We start from the raw sequence: 15,375 nt of genomic DNA, 5'->3' as shown, positions 1-15,375 counted from the left end.
AACCCCTTTGCTGTTGTAAAAAGTGTGTGCGCCTCAGGCGAGGCCGCCGAGAAACCCGAGCAGCGCGTCCTCGATCGCGCCGTGGTGATAGCCGCCCTCCTGCACGATCACCGTGGGCAGCGACTGCGCCCGCATGAGTCGCGCAATCCGCGTATAGGCAGCGCTGGTGATGTCGAAGGGAGAAAGGGGATCGTCGCCGTGCGCGTCCCAGCCTGCCGCGATCACCAGAGCCTGCGCGCCGAATGTGCTCGCGCGCTCGAATAGCGCGGCCACGGCGGCGACGAACGTGTCGTCGTCGGCGCCGGCGGGCAGCGGGATGTTGAAATTCGCGCCCAGGCCCGCGCCTGCGCCGCCTTCATCGGCCGCACCGCTATAGAACGGGAACGTGTCGCGCGGATCGGCATGCGTCGATGCGGTAAGCACATCGGCGCGCGTATAGAAAATCGCCTGCGTGCCATCGCCGTGATGCATGTCGAAGTCGACGATCGCCACGCGCTCGAAACGCTCGCGCAAGCGCGTCGCGGCAATCGCCGCGTTATTGAAGAAGCAATAGCCCGATGCGCGATCGCGTTGCGCGTGGTGGCCGGGCGGACGGCATACCGCGAGCGCAAGCGCTTCGCCGGCCAGCACCGCATCCGCCGCCGACACCGCGGCTTGCGCCGACCAGTACGCGCCCTCGAACGTGCCCTCGCCGATCGGGCAACTCAGATCTCCCATATAAACGCCAGCCTGCGCGAGTACCGGCAATCCCGTGCGATCGCCCACGCTTTCGCGCGACGGCGGGAACACGTTGGGAATCACTTCGCCGTGTGCGCCATCGACACGCCAGCGCATCCAGGCGTCGCGCACGAACTCGACGTAGCCACTGTCGTGCACAGCAAGTATCGGCGCGAGTCCGGCGTCTTTCGGCTCGCTCGTCACGCAGCCTGCACGCTCCAGCGCACGTTGCAGACAGGCGACGCGTTCGGGATTTTCGTGTGCCGCCGTAAAGCGCCCGCGATAAAACGAACGCGTGGGCCGATGCCGCATCTGCCGGTCTGAATAGAAGGCTTTCATTAATTTTGGATGCCTAAATATGATGCGCAAAAAAATTACGGCAAGGGATCGAACTGCGTGATGAAGCGTGTCGCCAGATAACCGTCGAAGGTTTCGCTGCCACCTTCGCTGCCGTAGCCGCTATCGTGCAGGCCGCCAAACGGCGTTTCCGGCAACGCCAGGCCGAAGTGATTCACGCTGACCATGCCCGCTTTCAGCCTTCGCGCCGCATGATGCGCCTGCGCCGCCGAACGCGTAAATACATACGAGGCCAGCCCGAAAGGCAACGCATTTGCAGCATCGATCGCGCCGTCGAAACTGTCGAACGGCACCACCGCGGCGAGCGGCCCGAAGGGTTCTTCGCGCATCACGCGCGTCGCGCCGAGTTCGCCGCACAGCACCGTGGGCGCGTAGAAGTACCCGCGTTCCCGCAAACGCGAGCCGCCTGTCGCGAGCGTGGCGCCGTGAGCGATGGCGTCGTCGACCAGGTCTTGCATCGCCTGCACGCGGCGGGCGTGACACAACGGCCCCATCTGCACGCCGGGTTCGTCGCCCGCGCCCACACGCGTGGCGCGCATCGCCTCCGTGAAGGTCCCGACAAACCGCTCGTAGGCCGGCCGCTCGATGTAAAAGCGCGTGGGCGAGATGCAGACCTGCCCCGCATTGCGCAGTTTCTGCACGGCGAGCGCGCGTGCGCAGGCGTCGATATCGGCATCGGCGAAGACAAGCACGGGGGCATGGCCGCCCAGTTCCATCGTCGTGCGCTTCATGTGGCGGCCGGCCAGCGCGGCCAGTTGTTTGCCGACTTCGACCGAACCGGTGAACGAGACCTTACGCACGATATCGTCGGCAATCAGCCGCTCGGACAACGCCGACGGCTTGCCCCACAGGAGATTCAGACAGCCATCGGGCAAGCCCGCTTCCTGCAGCGCGCGGCCCAGCGCCACGACGGCCGAAGGGGACGCCTCCGGCCCCTTGAGCACGAGCGTACAACCCGCGCCAAGCGCCGCACACACCTTGCGCACGGCCTGGCTGAAGGGAAAATTCCACGGCGTAAATGCCACACACACGCCCACCGGTTCGCGCACGACGCGCTGCTGCACACGCACGTCGCGCGAGGGAATCTCGCGCCCGTAAATGCGGCGGCACTCTTCCGCATGCCAGACAATGTGATCGGCTGCGAAGCGCACTTCTGCCAGCGCTTCCTCGAATGGCTTGCCCTGATCGCGCACGATGCCGGTGGCGATCGCCGCTGCGGTTTCCAGCACGCGCTCGGCAAAGCGCCGCAGCACACGCGCGCGCTCGTAGGCCGATGTCACGCTCCAGTGCACGAAGGCGCGTTGTGCGGCGGCGAGCGCGGCGCTTATATCGGCATCGTCGGCGTGCGGTAGCCAGCCGATCTCGCGCTCCGTCGCGGGATCGAACACCGCTTCGCCTTCGCGCGCGTGCGTCTGCCAGCGGCCGTCGATCAACAGCCCGAGCGTGGCGTAGGGTGCCGTGCAGGCGACGCGTTCAGAAGTCGACATGGCCGCGCTCGCGTGCATAGACCAGCGCGTCGTCGAGCGCGCGTTCGATCCGCTCGACCAGATCGTCGATCTGCGTTTCGTCGATGATCATCGCGGGGCACAGGCTCAGCGTATCGCCGAGCGCGCGCGTAATCACGCCATGCTCGCGCGCACGCTGGCCCGCAAACGCGGCCACGCCCGCCTCCGGTGCGAAGTTCTCGCGCGAGGTCTTGTCGCGCACGAATTCCAGACCTGCGACAAGGCCGCTCACACGCGCTTCGCCGATCAGCGGATGCGCGCCAAGCCGCGCGATGCCCTGCGCGAAGCGCGGCGCCACGCGTCGCACGTGACCGACGATATCGCGTTCCTCGTAGATCTTCAGCGCCTCCAGCGCCACGGCGGCGGCAACCGGATGCCCGCCGTAAGTGAAGCCGTGCGAAAACGAGCCGAGCTTCGCGCTCTGCGCAACGAGTACGCGTTCGATCTTCTCGTTGATGAGCAGCGCCGAAATCGGCATATAGGCGGCCGAAAGCTGCTTGGCCACGCTGATCATGTCCGGTTCGATGCCGAAGGTCTGCGAGCCGAACCAGTTGCCGGTGCGGCCGAAACCGCAGATCACTTCATCGGCGACGAAGAGAATGTCGTACTTGCGCAGCACGGCCTGTACTTTTTCGAAGTAGGTTTTCGGCGGCACGATCACGCCGCCCGAGACCATCACCGGCTCCGCGAAAAAGGCCGCTACGGTGTCCGGGCCTTCGCGCAGGATCAGCGCTTCGAGTTCGTCGGCGCAGCGGCTGGCGAAGGCTTCTTCGCTTTCGCCGGGCAAGCCGTTGCGATAGTAATGCGGGCACATCGTATGCAGCACGCCCTGAATCGGCAGATCGAAATCGCGATGATTGAGCGGCAGCCCCGTGAGACTCGCCGACGCCACCGTAACGCCGTGATACGCACGCAGGCGCGAAATGATCTTCTTCTTTTGCGGGCGGCCGATTGCGTTGTTGTAATACCAGATCAGCTTCACGGCGGTGTCGTTGGCTTCGGAACCGGAGTTGGCGAAAAAGGCTTTCGCCATGGGCACAGGCGCGAGCGCGAGCAGCTTTTCGGCAAGTTCGATGGCAGGCGCCGTCGATTTGTGCGCAAACGCATGATAGAACGGCATCGCGCGCATCTGGCGTACGGCGGCTTCGACAAGACGTTCCTCGCTAAAGCCCAGGCCCGCGCAGAACAGCCCGGCGAGCCCTTCGATATAGCGCTTGCCGTGTTCGTCGATCACATGGATGCCATCGCCGCCAGTGATAACGTGCGCGCCGACCGCTTCATGCAGGCTCAGATTCGTATAGGGATGCAGCAGGTGCGCGGCGTCGCTGCGTTGCAGTGCGCTCGGCGCAATGACTTCGTGAGGGGCGTTCATGGGCAAATCCTTTTTTGTTCGCTAATACAGGGAGAGGGGTTCGATGCGGGGCGCTCGCGCGCTCGACCTCACACCACCACATGCAGATCCGACGACTTCCAGCCCACGGCACAGCGCGCACCGGGCGCAAGCTCGCGCGCTTCCGGGCCGCGCACACGCACACGCAGGGCGATGTCGTCGCAACGGCCGCTCAGCAGCACGCTGTCGCCGTAATTGACCATCGTGTCGATCAGTAACTGGCGCTGCACGTCGCATTGATTACGCGTGACGGCTTCGCCGCAATGGATCATTTCGGGGCGCAGCAGCACGTCCACTTTCGCGCCCGGCGTAGCCTCGAAGCGCTTGCGGCCGGTGAAGTCGCCGCCTGGCAGCGCGAAGCGTCCCTCGCCGAGCGCGCGGCCTTCGAACAGATTGCTGTCGCCGACGAACGAAGCGACAAAACGCGTAGCCGGTTCGAAATACACCTCGTCGGGCGTGCCGATCTGCTCGATGCGGCCCGCGTTGAACACCGCGATGCGATCGGACATCGTCATCGCTTCGGTCTGGTCGTGGGTCACGTAGATCATCGTCACGCCCAGATCGCGATGAATGCGCTTGAGCTCGATCTGCATATGCTCGCGCATCGCCTTGTCGAGCGCGCCGAGCGGTTCGTCGAGCAGCACCACATCCGGCTCGAACACGAGTGCGCGCGCCAGCGCCACGCGCTGCTGCTGGCCGCCCGAGAGCGCCGCCGGGTGACGCGCCGCGTAGCCGCCCAGCCCGACCATCTCCAGCGCCGTCTTCACGCGACGTTGCTTTTCGGCCCGGGCAACGCCGCGCATGCGCAGCGGGAACGCCACGTTATCGGCCACGCTCAGGTGCGGAAACAGCGCATAGTTCTGAAACACCATGCCGATATTGCGCGCGTAGGCGGGCACATTGTCGATCGCGCGACCGGCAATGCGGATCGCGCCGGAACTGGCGTGTTCGAAGCCGGCGATCATCATCAGCGTCGTGGTCTTGCCCGAGCCCGACGGGCCGAGAAAGGACACGAACTCGCCGGGCTGGATGTCGAGCGATACGCGATCGACGGCGCGATGCTGGCCGTCGTAGGTCTTGCTGACCTGGTCGAGCGTGAGGGAGCGGGCTTGCATGGGAACCTCAACGAATAATGGGCAAACGGCTGATCAGGAACGTACGGCGCCAGGCGCGACCGGCGCGACAGTCAGGCGCCGGCGCACGAGGCGCACCGCGAGCGGCGCGAAAATCGCGGCGCAGACGAGCGCGAGCAGAAACGACGACGCAGCGGAAATCACCGGATCGGCTTCCATACGGAAACTGTTGAACATCTGGCGCGGCAGCGTGCCGGTGTCCGGGCCTGCGAGAAACACGGCGATCACGGCTTCGTCGAAGGACTGGATGAACGAGAACAGCGCAGCGACCATGACGGCCGGACGCAGCACGGGCAGCGTCACGAGAAAGAACGTGCGCAGCGGCCGCGCGCCCAGATTCATCGCGGCGCGTTCGAGATTGCGGTCGAAGGATTTGATGGCGGCGGTCAGGATCAGCGTCGCGACGGGCAGCGCGAGACAGGCATGCGCAACGATCAGGGCCGCAAAACTCTGGCTCATGCGCAGGCGGCCGAAATACGTGTAATAGCCGAGCGCCATGACGATCTGCGGCACGATCATCGGCATCATGAGCAGCAGGTTGAATGCGCCGCGCCCGAAGAATGTGTGACGCACGAGCGCAAACGAAGCGGGAATCGCCAGCGCCAGGGCGATCAGCGTCGCGCACGAAGCGATGAACACGCTATGCCACAGCGAGCCCATCCAGTCGGGCGAAGCGAAGAAGCGCGCGTAGCTGGCCGCCGACCAGCCGGGCGGCGGGAATTCGAGCGAAGCCGCCGAACTGAACGACATCGGCACGACAATCGCGAGCGGCGCGATAAGCACGAGCGCGATGAAGCAGGCGAGAATCTGCACGGGCTTTTTCATGACGTCATTTCCAGAGCCGGTCGAGGCCGACGAAACGGTGATACAGCGCGAACACAGCCAGGGTGAGAACGAGCAGAACAATCGACATCGCCGACGCCATGCCGAAATCCAGCACCTGTTCGATCTGGTCGCCCACCACGCCCGAAATCATCTGGTCGTGCGGACTGCCGAGCAGCGCGGGCATCACGTAAAAGCCCAGCGAGGTGATGAACACCAGCGTGCAGCCGTTGACGATGCCCGGCGCGCTCAGCGGCAGCCAGACTTCGCGAAACGCCCGCCACGGCTGCGCGCCCAGGCTTTCGGCGGCACGCATGAGACGCACGTCGATGCGCTTCATGACCGCGTAGAGCGCCATCGCCATGAACGGCACGAGCGCATGGGTCATGGCGAGTGTCGAACTGAACGAGGTGAACAGCATGTGCGGCGCGGGCCGCCAGCCGAGCGTTTCGAGCAGCGCAGAAAGCGGCCCGCTCACGCCCAGAATCACCATCCACGCGTACGTCTTGACGAGAAAGCTGGTCCAGAAACTGAGCGCCAGCACGGTGAGCATCAGGCGCGAGACGAACGCCGATCCGGTCGCGGCCACATAAGCCAGCGGATACGCGCAGACGAGCGCACACAGCGTCACGAACGCCGAGCTGAGAAAGGTGTGCACAAGCACGCTGCGAAAATGCGCGGAGCCCAGCAGATCGACGAAATTGCCGAAGCCGAAGGTCGGCTCGCTCACGCTCATAAAGATCACGTAGCCGAGCGGCACAACGAAAAACACGGCGAGGAACACCAGCGCCGGCACGTACAGCAGCCACGGATTGGGCCGGCGGTCCACGTGCTCGCGCTGCGCGGGCGCGCCGGCGGCCTGCGCCGCTTCGTCGACGATCGGCATGCTCGAAAGGGTCGATTCAGCCAAGGTTGAACTCCAGGAATAAGATTGCGCACGCAACCATCGATTGCCGCGTGCGCAAGGAACGGCAACACGCCATACGCGTAGCGTCAGAGCGTCATCCAGCGATCGAAACGCGACGCGATCTGGTCGAGTTGCGGCAGCAGCTTCACGCCGTCGAGCACAACAGCCTGCTGCAGATGCTCGGGCAACGTCGGCGCGTTCTGCTTCGTCGCGGCGTCCATGTAATCGAACGCCTTGGGATTGAGCGGGCCGGAACCGTCGACCGCATTGAAGCGCGCAAGCCCCGCCGGATTGCCGGCGATATGCTGCACGAGACGCCACGCGTTCTTCGCGCGCGGCGTGCCCTTCGCCACCACCCAGCAGCCCTTGTCGATCACGGCCTGATTCCAGACGATTTCGATCGGCGTCTTCGAAGTGTCCTTGACGGTCTTCGCGTAGTCGTTCCAGATCGCGATGGCCTTCACTTCGCCGTCACGCAACAGCTGCTGCGATTGCGGGCCTTCGGTCCACCACACGCGAATCGCGGGCTTGAGACGGTCGAGCGCGCGGAAGGCACGGTCGAGATCGTAGGGAAACAGATGCTCGGGCGGCACGCCATCGGCGAGCAGCGCGTAGGCCAGCACGCGCGTGGGGTAGCGTTGCAGGCTGCGCGCGCCCGGATACTGCTTGAGATTCCAGAAGTCGCTCCAGTTACGAATCCCACCGCTGCCGAACGCGTCCTTCTGATACGCAATCTGGTTCGCGAACGCGTGGGTGGCGAGACCGTTTTCGTAGATCGCGCCCGACCACAGCGCGTGCTCGTCCAGATGCCCATGCGCCGGTTCGATCAGTTGCGCCGCGTTGGCGCGCGCGGTGTCGGTGACGCCGAGCGTCGTGACATCGAATTGATACGTGCCGTTGCGCACCTGCGCGGCAAGCTTGGCAAAGGAAATCGGCGAGACCGTGCGGATCTGCACGCCGGTGTCCTTCGTGAACGGATCGAACAGGTACTGGCGCGCGGCCGCTTCCCAGTTGCCGCCCCACGTGTTCACGTAGAGCATGTTGTCGTCGGCGGCGGCCGCGCGGCGCACCCACGGCGCGGCCACGAGCGCCGTGCCCGCGGCGGCGGCGCGCAGAAAGCCGCGCCGCGAGACGGTTGAAGCGGTGGAAATCGTCGGATCGATTCGATCGGTCGGGTCGATCGCGTAATCGTCGTCGCTCTTCATGCTGGGACCTCCTGGCTGGAAACCGGGTTGAAATGTGGATCGTGTTGCGTTCAGCCGAATACGGCCTGATAGAGACGCAGCCAGTTGCCGGCCGTGAGCTTGTGCACTTCCTCCGCGTTGAAGCCGATGCGGCGCAAGCCCTCGTGCACCTTGTTCAGTTCGCCCGCGCTCTTGAGCCAGTCGGGTTTCGGTGTCTTGCCCGGATTCGCCGCCGATCCCGCACCGTATTGCACCGAACGCGTCCAGCGGCCCTTGCGCATCCAGTCGAGATCCGGCTGGCCCGTGTTGTGGCTGTAGTCGGTGCCGATCCCCACGCTGTCGATCGAGGTGAGTTCGACCGTGCGCGCGACCATCTGGCACCACGCATCCACCGTCGTGCAGGCATCCTGCGGCGTGATGTTGCGATAGGCCACGCAGCCGATCACGCCACCGTTTTCCACCAGCGCACGCAACACCGCATCGCTCTTGTTGCGCTTGTGATCGAAGACGGCGCGCGCGTTGGCATGCGTGATGGCCACCGGCTTTTCCGACCATTCGATGGCGTCGAGCGTCGTGCGATCGCCCACATGCGAGCAATCGATCACCATGCCCACACGATTCATCTCGCGCACCACTTCGCGGCCAAAACGCGCCAGCCCGCTGTCCTGCGCTTCATAGCAACTGCCGCCCAGCTCGTTCTGGTTGTTATAGGTAAGCTGCACGACGCGCACGCCCATATCCGCGAACAGTTCGATATACGCGAGACGGTCTTCGAACAGATTGCTATTCTGATAACCGAGCACAACGGCGAGCTTGCCCTCTTCATCGGCGCGACGGATATCGGCGCTCTTGCGTGCGATCACGACGAGGTCCGCGCATTCGCGCTCGAAATCGCGCCAGCGTCCGATCGCGTCCATCGATTCGAGCGTGCCTTCCCAGAACCCGAGCGTGGGCGTGACGCAGGTATAGCCGCTGGCGCGCAGATCTTCTAACACTTCGCGCGTGAAGTGGCCGCATTGCAGGGCATCGATCAGCATGAAATTTCCTTGTTTTCCTGAGTGGACGGGGTCCCGGTGTAGAGCATGGAGAGATCGGTTTCGTCTTCGTCGGTACGGCCGATCACGCGGCCCTGCTCGTCGACGATGATCGGACCTGCATGACGGCGCGACTCGTACGAGTCCGGTGCGAGCGCGTCGTTGGCGCGATGAAAGAGCGCCCACCAATACGCGCGCTCGACGCTCAGGCCTTTGCGCACGATGCGCGCGAGCGTGCTTTCGGCTGGCGTCGACGCCGCGCGAAACGTTACGTGCCGTGCGTTGTCTTTCACCTCCAGCGTGGCCTCGAGGCCATACGGCTGGGCAAGCGCCATCGCTACGCGCAATTCGTCGGCTTCGCTGGCGTCTTCGACGACGAAGCGGGCCTCGCGCCCTGCCTGCACAGCGTCGACAGCGAGATCGACGAGGGTGAGCGCGACCGGCCACGCATGCTGGCCTGCGCAACGCACCCGTGTCGCGCCCTCATCCGTCACATCGATCGAGACACCCACCGCCTGATTTTTCGAAAGCTGTCCTAAATGTTTTGTCAAATGAATAAAACCGTCTTCGCAAAGTGCCGTGGAATACAGTGCGCAGTCGCGCAGCGCGGGCACGAGGCCTTCGTCCACGCGCGTCACCTGCATGAGACGTTCGAGCACCATGCGGCTCTCGCGCAGGCTGACGGTGATGGGATCGGTTTGCATCGGTTCGCTACTAACAGGGTCGCTCACAGTGTCGCTCACAGGGCAGGTTCGGCGGGATAGAACCAGTGCGGATCGGCGTCACCGGACTGGAGGTCTTCGGGCGTCGGCGCACCGTGAAACAGCACCCCGCGCAGATTGCGGTTGAGGAAGTCGCGCGTCTTGTCGATCCCGTGCACGCCCACGTTCAGCAAACGCGTGATATGCGCGGGCACGAAGCCTTCGCTCATGATGTCGGCGTGAGGCGAATGGAAATGCGTGCCGTGCAGCGCCTGCACACGCGTGACGATGGCGCGATGCCACGGCCGCTGCGCGAGAAACGAAGCCGTGCTGGCCGACGCATCGAAGCGGGCGAGTTCCGCGTCCAGGCGCACGACCTGACGCGGCAAATCGAGCGCCAGGTTGATCGCATCGCCCACTTCCTCGCGCGGGCCGCGACGGGGTTCTTCCGCCGTCACCGACTTGTACCAGACGTAGCGCGCCGCTTCGTCGTCGAGATCCATTGCGAAAGCCCAGGCATAGTCGTGACGCAGGATCTCGCGCAGACGGCCCGCGCGCATGGCCGGCTCGAGCTTCAGCTCCTCGTCGATAACCAGCGTTTGCGCCAGTGCGTCCGCTTCGTCCGGCACGAGTTCGATCAGCAGTGAATGCAGCGTTTCCAGCCCTTCCTGATGCACACGGCCCGCCAGCGACGCGCACAGCGCGGCAAACGGCGCGGCGCCGAGCGGCGCGTTGGCACGTGCGCGATCGAGCAATGACTGCACATCGGCGCGTATCGTGACGAGCGCATCCGCCACCACATCGCTCGACGCGACCTGTTCGTACGCGGCGCGATCTTCGCGGCGGAATACGATCGCCTTGTCGATCAGGCGCAGCAGCGTTTCGATCTGCGCGGCGTCCGGCTTGAGCACGCGTGCACGCGCCAGCGCTTCTTCGCGGACCCACAACCAGCGGTCGATCAGCCGCGGATGGTTATTCACGAACAACATGAGACCGAGCGCCGAGCCATTACCTACGCCAAGAAAACGGCGCAACGGCGCAGCGAGTTCGACGGCGCTCGACGAAGCCGCACGCGCGAGATGGCCGAGCAGATCCTGCGCGAACACACGCATCATGTAGGCACACAACATCTGCGCGGACAGCGACGCACGCAGCGGATGATCGGCTTCCAGCGAGAGAAACGATCGCGTGCCGAAGGTGCCGTTGCCGTCCAGCCCGGTGTTGCGCATGAGGTAACAGGTCTGCGCGAGTTCGGCGACGTCGGGCTGACGTCCCGCCGCCAGCGCCTGCAGCGCGTGATCGAAAAAGCGCCCGCTGCGATTCGAACGGCACCAGATCAGCGTGCCGGGCGTGGCGCGCCCTTCGTAGAGCTTCGGCATTTCCTGCTGCGTTTCGGCGAGCGCCGCGTCGCTCATATCGCCTTCGACAAGCGCTCCCATCATGTCCCACGAACGGCCGATGATGCGGCCGGTGCGGCCCTGCGCCGAAGGCTCCTTCGAAAACACCGGGAAGGTGAAGCGCCAGCTACCGATGTCGATGCGATAGCGCGCCACGCCGTTGCCGCGCGCGTCGATGTCGAAGCGCGTGCAGACGATCGACCAGCGGTCGCGCAGCGCGCGTGTCATCAGCGAGCGCGACGCGCTCACGCGCGACGGCTGGATGGCGGCGAGCCGCTCCGGCAACATCAGTTCAGCGGGCGCGCGCATCTGCCTGACGAGGTCTTGCAGCCCGGTCGGCGCGGGCGGATCGAGCACGAGGCTCATTGAGCGTCTCCTTTCAAACGTGCATTGATGTTCTGCGCAGCCGCCTTGACGAGCGCGGCGCAATCGTCCATTTCGAAACCGGCGGTCGGGCCGGAAAGCGCGACCGTCGCCACACAATCGCCGCGCTCGTCGAACACGGGCGTCGCCACCGCCGACACGCTGCGCGGGCCGGTCATGCCATTGATGGCGTAGCCATCGGCGCGGATCTTTGCCATCATGGCGTCGTCGGGCAGCGCCGTGCCGGCTTCGCGCCAGCGTTCGCGCTGCGCGGGCGACGCGTAGGTCGCGAGGATGCGGCCCATCGCCGTCAACTCCAGATTCAGATGCGAACCCACGCGCAGATCGGCACGCAACACGCCGCGCGATTCCACGCGTCGCACGATCACGGCCTCGGGACCGTCGAGCACCGCGAGCGACGCCGTTTCGTTGCTGTCGGAGACGAGGTCCTGAAGCACATCGGCCACGCGCGCGCCCAGGTTGGCCTGCTCCATCGCCGCGTTCGCGTAGCGCACCATGCGCAGCGTGAGACGATAGCCACCCGCTTCGGTCTGCTCGACGAGGCCGCCTTCCGCGAGCGTGACGAGCCGCTGCAGGGTCGCGCCGCGTGCTTCGCCCACCACACGCGCAATCTCGGACAAGGTCATGGGACGCGCAGCGGCGGCAACCGCATCGAGCACGTCCAGGGACTTCAGCACTGACGACAACGCACGCACTGCCATACCTGCTTTCTCCTTTTTGTCTTCTATTAGAAGACGCTGTCTTCTATGAAATACATGCTATAGATCAAAAAAAAGTGTGTCAAAGGTTTCGATTTGCGGGTTTACCAGCGCGTAACGGAACTGGGCACAATGCGTAAGACGATTGCAGCGGCGCGAGTCGCGATGGCCGCAGTACCCGTTCACTGACCGGAACTCAAACGAGGAATGCGTTCATGCAAATGGCTCAACCAACTCCCGGGAACACGCGCAACCATCGCCTCGACGGAATCTGGCTCGGCCGTCTGCGCGCGGGGAGCGATTCGCTTCGGATTCAGCTTTTCATTTCAACCGACCCGCTCGGGCAACTGGCGGTTTCACTCGACAGCATCGATCAGCGCGCAGCCGGCCTCGCATGTGCCAACGTGTCGTTCGACAATGACGCCTTCAGCTTCGATGTGCCCGCAGCGGGCGGCAAATGGACAGGCACGCTGTCCGCGGACAACAACCGGTTGACGGGGCGCTGGTTTCAGTTCAAAAACTCCCCGCTCGAATTCGAGCGCCAGGAACAGGCCACGCCAATACCGCCGCCGCCAACGCGCCGCGTTTTGCCCGCCTTGTCTCCCATCCCGGCCAGCGAAGTGAGCGCACAACTCGCCCACGACTTCGGCGATATCGTGACGACTGGCTGGCTCGCGCCCGAAAGTCGCGGTGGCATCGCGGTCGGTATTTCGCAGAACGGCGTGCGCTCGATTGCAGTGTTTGGCGCCGCGAAGATCGATTCGATTTTCGAAAATCGGCTCTATTTCCAAGACGTTCACGGGATTGCTGCTCGCGCAGATGGCCGCGCAAGGCGAAGTCGAACTGGACGAACCCGTTCGTCGATTGCTGCCGCTTCAAGCAGCGACTAAGCCAGCATCGCAGGAGATCTTACTGGTCGATCTTTCGACGCATCATTCGGGCTTGCCCAGCCTGCCGACGAATATGCACCCGGCCAATCCCGAAGATCCTTATGCGGATTACGACGCGCAGAAGTTACTCGCCTTTATCGATTCTCACGGCTTGACGAAGCCGGACAAACCGGCCTTCAATTACAGCAACCTCGGCGCAGGTCTGCTGGGCTACGCACTCGCGCACCGCGCGAACCAGCCGTTTTTCGCATTGCTCGACGAACGCATTCTCGGCCCTTTAGGTCTGACCGATACCGCTATCGCGCTGGGCGAAGAACAGCAGACGCGCTTCATGCAAGGCCATCGGGCAAACGGGATGGCGACGATGCCCTGGCATCTGGACGCAATCGCGGGTGCTGGCGGCCTGCGAGCGTCGGTCACGGATCTGCTGAGTTATCTAGAAGCCTTTTGCAATCCTGAAGGACAGCGAAGTAAATCGCAAAGCGATCGGCATTCATTGAGCACAGCGCTGGAAAATGCGCAGAAGCCGCGCGAGGAGATTCGCGACGTGGGGCAGATCTGTCTTGGCTGGCTTTATCGGCGTGATGAACACACCCATTGGCATACCGGCGGCACGGGCGGCTTCACGAGCTACGCCGCGTTCAACCGGCAAAGCGGGCGTGCGATTGTCGTCCTGGCGAACGCGGGAGGCAGTATCGACGGATCGCCCGCAGAAGCGATAGGCCACTATGTCGCCGATCGTCTCGACGGTAAGCCGGCGCTCTGGCCGGGCTCCACGTTACCCGCGCAACACGCGGGCTGACAAAGTCAGGCGTAGTATTCGCGGCGTTTGCATCGGCGCGCCGCGCGCTCACCAGACAATCCTCGCATTCGGCAACGCCGCCTTAAGATCGTCGACATTGCTCACTCTCGTGCCGTAAAGCACCAGTTCCCTCAGCCCGGTCAGGCCTTTGAGCACGTCGACATTCTTGACCGGCGTATTCGCCAGATAGAGTTCCTGCAAACCCTTGAGCCCTTGCAGCGCGTCGATATCCTGAACGTCGGTGCGAAAGAGATTGAGCGTTTTCAGGTTCTTCAGATTGCCCAATGGCTCGACGTTATCGACGCCGGTGTCCGAGAGGTTGAGTCTTTGCAGGCGGGTCAAACCCTTCAGCGCGCCAATATCCGTGACCTGCGTGCGCGAAAGCACCAGCGTGTCGAGCTTGACCAAGCCCTGCATCGCGTCGATATTCGCGACTTTCGAGCCGTCGAGCACGAGCGTTGTCAGGTTGGGCATATTCGTCAACACATCGATATCGCGCACGGGCGTGTTCGCCAGATAAAGCGCCTGAAGATCATGCAGATTCTTCAGGGGATCGAGGCGCTCGACCTGCGTTTCGTTGAGATCGAGTGTTTTCAGCGCGGTCAATTGTTCGAGCGGCTTGACGCTCCTGACGTTTCTCGCGCCACCCAGTTTGAGCGTTTCCAGATGCGGCAGCTTCGCCAATACATCCAGATCGCGCACTTGCGTATCGCGCAGATCGAGTTGCCGCAGATCGCCCAGATCCTTCAGTGCGTCGAGATTCGAAACCCCGGTCTCCCAGAGATTGAGCGATTGCAAACCGGTCAGATCCTTTAGCGCAGCGATGTTCTGAATCTGCGTACGGTGCAGCACGAGCGTTTTCAGCGAACGCATGCCTTGCAGCGCATCAATGTTCCAGACCTGGGTGCCGGTGAGATCGAGCGATTCCACATCGTCCAGATCTTTCAGCGAATCGATGTTGTCGACCGCACTATCCGCCAGGCTCAATTCGAGTGTTTGATGGAGCGTGTCGAGGTGCGTAATCGCGGCGGCCAGCTGGGACGTCGTCATGCCAGGCTTGGCCCGCAATGCCAGGCACCCTGGCTCGGGCGCGCCCGTGGCGCCGCCGTCGCTGCAGACGCCCGTGAAGAACCCCAGCTTGTCCAGCGCACGGTCGTCGAGCCTTTCCCTGAACGGTTTGAATACCATCAGCAGAATGACGACCAGCAGGCCGATGCCGGCGCATAGAAACCAGAATCCGCGGCGGCGCGAAATGGGCGTGCGCTCGCCTTCAGCGGCTGGCTGGGTGTTGTCGGGCGGGGTTGCGGCCACGGGCGGCTCCGTTTGTGCTGGGTTGCCCCTTTATACACGAAGCGCGAGGCGGCGCTCATCTGGTCACGCGAAACCGGATGCTCAACCTATACTGGATTCGACCAGGCAAGTTGCCGATCTGGCCGATGTGCGCTTTCTCTGCT

The 15,375-nt window shown here is 63.9% G+C and carries 14 protein-coding genes; 2 read left to right on the top strand and 12 right to left on the bottom strand.

Translation table 11 applies throughout. From position 1 onward, the window contains the following. Positions 1-33: 33 nt before the first annotated feature. The 11 genes from G3N59_RS08900 to G3N59_RS08850 all read right to left on the bottom strand — a co-directional run bounded on the left by G3N59_RS08900 (position 34) and on the right by G3N59_RS08850 (position 12,232). Positions 34-1,056 carry a histone deacetylase family protein gene (locus G3N59_RS08900; RefSeq protein WP_205982186.1) on the bottom strand — a complete coding sequence of 341 codons (1,023 nt, stop codon included), beginning with the start codon at positions 1,054-1,056 and terminating at the stop codon, positions 34-36. 35 nt (positions 1,057-1,091) lie between these two features. Continuing rightward, the gene (locus G3N59_RS08895) at positions 1,092-2,561 is read right to left on the bottom strand and encodes an NAD-dependent succinate-semialdehyde dehydrogenase (protein WP_205982185.1); all 1,470 of its coding nucleotides are present in this window, start codon (positions 2,559-2,561) and stop codon (positions 1,092-1,094) included. Beyond that, positions 2,548-3,951: an aspartate aminotransferase family protein gene (locus tag G3N59_RS08890; protein WP_205982184.1), complete on the bottom strand. Its 1,404-nt coding sequence runs from the start codon at positions 3,949-3,951 to the stop codon at positions 2,548-2,550. Before G3N59_RS08890 ends, G3N59_RS08895 begins: the two co-directional genes overlap by 14 nt. Positions 3,952-4,019: 68 nt before the next feature. Then, positions 4,020-5,084, bottom strand: coding sequence for an ABC transporter ATP-binding protein (locus G3N59_RS08885; RefSeq protein ID WP_205982183.1), 1,065 nt, complete (start codon positions 5,082-5,084; stop codon positions 4,020-4,022). A gap of 33 nt (positions 5,085-5,117) precedes the next feature. Continuing rightward, the gene (locus G3N59_RS08880; protein ID WP_205982182.1) at positions 5,118-5,927 is read right to left on the bottom strand and encodes an ABC transporter permease; all 810 of its coding nucleotides are present in this window, start codon (positions 5,925-5,927) and stop codon (positions 5,118-5,120) included. Positions 5,928-5,931: 4 nt separating this feature from the next. Then, entirely contained in the window at positions 5,932-6,834 is a 903-nt protein-coding gene (locus G3N59_RS08875) for an ABC transporter permease (protein WP_241023281.1), read from the bottom strand. 83 nt (positions 6,835-6,917) lie between these two features. Then, a complete protein-coding gene (locus G3N59_RS08870; RefSeq protein ID WP_205982181.1) occupies positions 6,918-8,036 on the bottom strand; it encodes an extracellular solute-binding protein in 1,119 nt (372 codons plus the stop codon). A 50-nt stretch (positions 8,037-8,086) separates the two neighbouring features. Continuing rightward, entirely contained in the window at positions 8,087-9,052 is a 966-nt protein-coding gene (locus tag G3N59_RS08865; protein WP_205982180.1) for a dipeptidase, read from the bottom strand. Beyond that, positions 9,046-9,753, bottom strand: a complete 708-nt coding sequence (locus tag G3N59_RS08860) for a hypothetical protein (RefSeq protein WP_205982179.1) — start codon at positions 9,751-9,753, stop codon at positions 9,046-9,048. The genes G3N59_RS08865 and G3N59_RS08860 overlap by 7 nt, the downstream gene beginning before the upstream one ends. A gap of 35 nt (positions 9,754-9,788) precedes the next feature. Then, on the bottom strand, positions 9,789-11,513 hold the full coding sequence (locus G3N59_RS08855; RefSeq protein ID WP_205982178.1) for a hypothetical protein: 1,725 nt from the start codon (positions 11,511-11,513) through the stop codon (positions 9,789-9,791). After that, positions 11,510-12,232, bottom strand: a complete 723-nt coding sequence (locus G3N59_RS08850; RefSeq protein WP_205982177.1) for an IclR family transcriptional regulator — start codon at positions 12,230-12,232, stop codon at positions 11,510-11,512. The genes G3N59_RS08855 and G3N59_RS08850 overlap by 4 nt, the downstream gene beginning before the upstream one ends. 212 nt (positions 12,233-12,444) lie before the next feature. Here G3N59_RS08850 and G3N59_RS08845 point away from each other — a divergent pair, with 212 nt between their 5' ends. Then, positions 12,445-13,119: a hypothetical protein gene (locus G3N59_RS08845; RefSeq protein ID WP_205982176.1), complete on the top strand. Its 675-nt coding sequence runs from the start codon at positions 12,445-12,447 to the stop codon at positions 13,117-13,119. Further along, positions 13,049-13,921 carry a beta-lactamase family protein gene (locus G3N59_RS08840; protein ID WP_241023280.1) on the top strand — a complete coding sequence of 291 codons (873 nt, stop codon included), beginning with the start codon at positions 13,049-13,051 and terminating at the stop codon, positions 13,919-13,921. Before G3N59_RS08845 ends, G3N59_RS08840 begins: the two co-directional genes overlap by 71 nt. 48 nt (positions 13,922-13,969) lie before the next feature. Here G3N59_RS08840 and G3N59_RS37435 read toward each other — a convergent pair whose 3' ends face one another. Beyond that, entirely contained in the window at positions 13,970-15,232 is a 1,263-nt protein-coding gene (locus G3N59_RS37435; protein ID WP_205982174.1) for a leucine-rich repeat domain-containing protein, read from the bottom strand. Positions 15,233-15,375: the final 143 nt, after the last annotated feature.

It is taken from the genome of Paraburkholderia sp. Ac-20340 (assembly GCF_017104965.1).
In the GTDB taxonomy this organism is placed as follows: Bacteria; Pseudomonadota; Gammaproteobacteria; order Burkholderiales; family Burkholderiaceae; genus Paraburkholderia.
Note: the sequence above shows the minus strand (reverse complement) of the source record. Positions and strands in the feature narration are given on the sequence as shown.

Coding starts and splice junctions, on each gene's coding strand:
- G3N59_RS08855 (WP_205982178.1), bottom strand. CDS start 11,513: ATGAGCCTCGTGCTCGATCCGCCCGCGCCGACCGGGCTGCAAGACCTC.
- G3N59_RS08880 (WP_205982182.1), bottom strand. CDS start 5,927: ATGAAAAAGCCCGTGCAGATTCTCGCCTGCTTCATCGCGCTCGTGCTT.
- G3N59_RS08895 (WP_205982185.1), bottom strand. CDS start 2,561: ATGTCGACTTCTGAACGCGTCGCCTGCACGGCACCCTACGCCACGCTC.
- G3N59_RS08870 (WP_205982181.1), bottom strand. CDS start 8,036: ATGAAGAGCGACGACGATTACGCGATCGACCCGACCGATCGAATCGAT.
- G3N59_RS08900 (WP_205982186.1), bottom strand. CDS start 1,056: ATGAAAGCCTTCTATTCAGACCGGCAGATGCGGCATCGGCCCACGCGT.
- G3N59_RS08845 (WP_205982176.1), top strand. CDS start 12,445: ATGCAAATGGCTCAACCAACTCCCGGGAACACGCGCAACCATCGCCTC.
- G3N59_RS08860 (WP_205982179.1), bottom strand. CDS start 9,753: ATGCAAACCGATCCCATCACCGTCAGCCTGCGCGAGAGCCGCATGGTG.
- G3N59_RS08885 (WP_205982183.1), bottom strand. CDS start 5,084: ATGCAAGCCCGCTCCCTCACGCTCGACCAGGTCAGCAAGACCTACGAC.
- G3N59_RS08850 (WP_205982177.1), bottom strand. CDS start 12,232: ATGGCAGTGCGTGCGTTGTCGTCAGTGCTGAAGTCCCTGGACGTGCTC.
- G3N59_RS08865 (WP_205982180.1), bottom strand. CDS start 9,052: ATGCTGATCGATGCCCTGCAATGCGGCCACTTCACGCGCGAAGTGTTA.
- G3N59_RS08890 (WP_205982184.1), bottom strand. CDS start 3,951: ATGAACGCCCCTCACGAAGTCATTGCGCCGAGCGCACTGCAACGCAGC.
- G3N59_RS08840 (WP_241023280.1), top strand. CDS start 13,049: ATGGCCGCGCAAGGCGAAGTCGAACTGGACGAACCCGTTCGTCGATTG.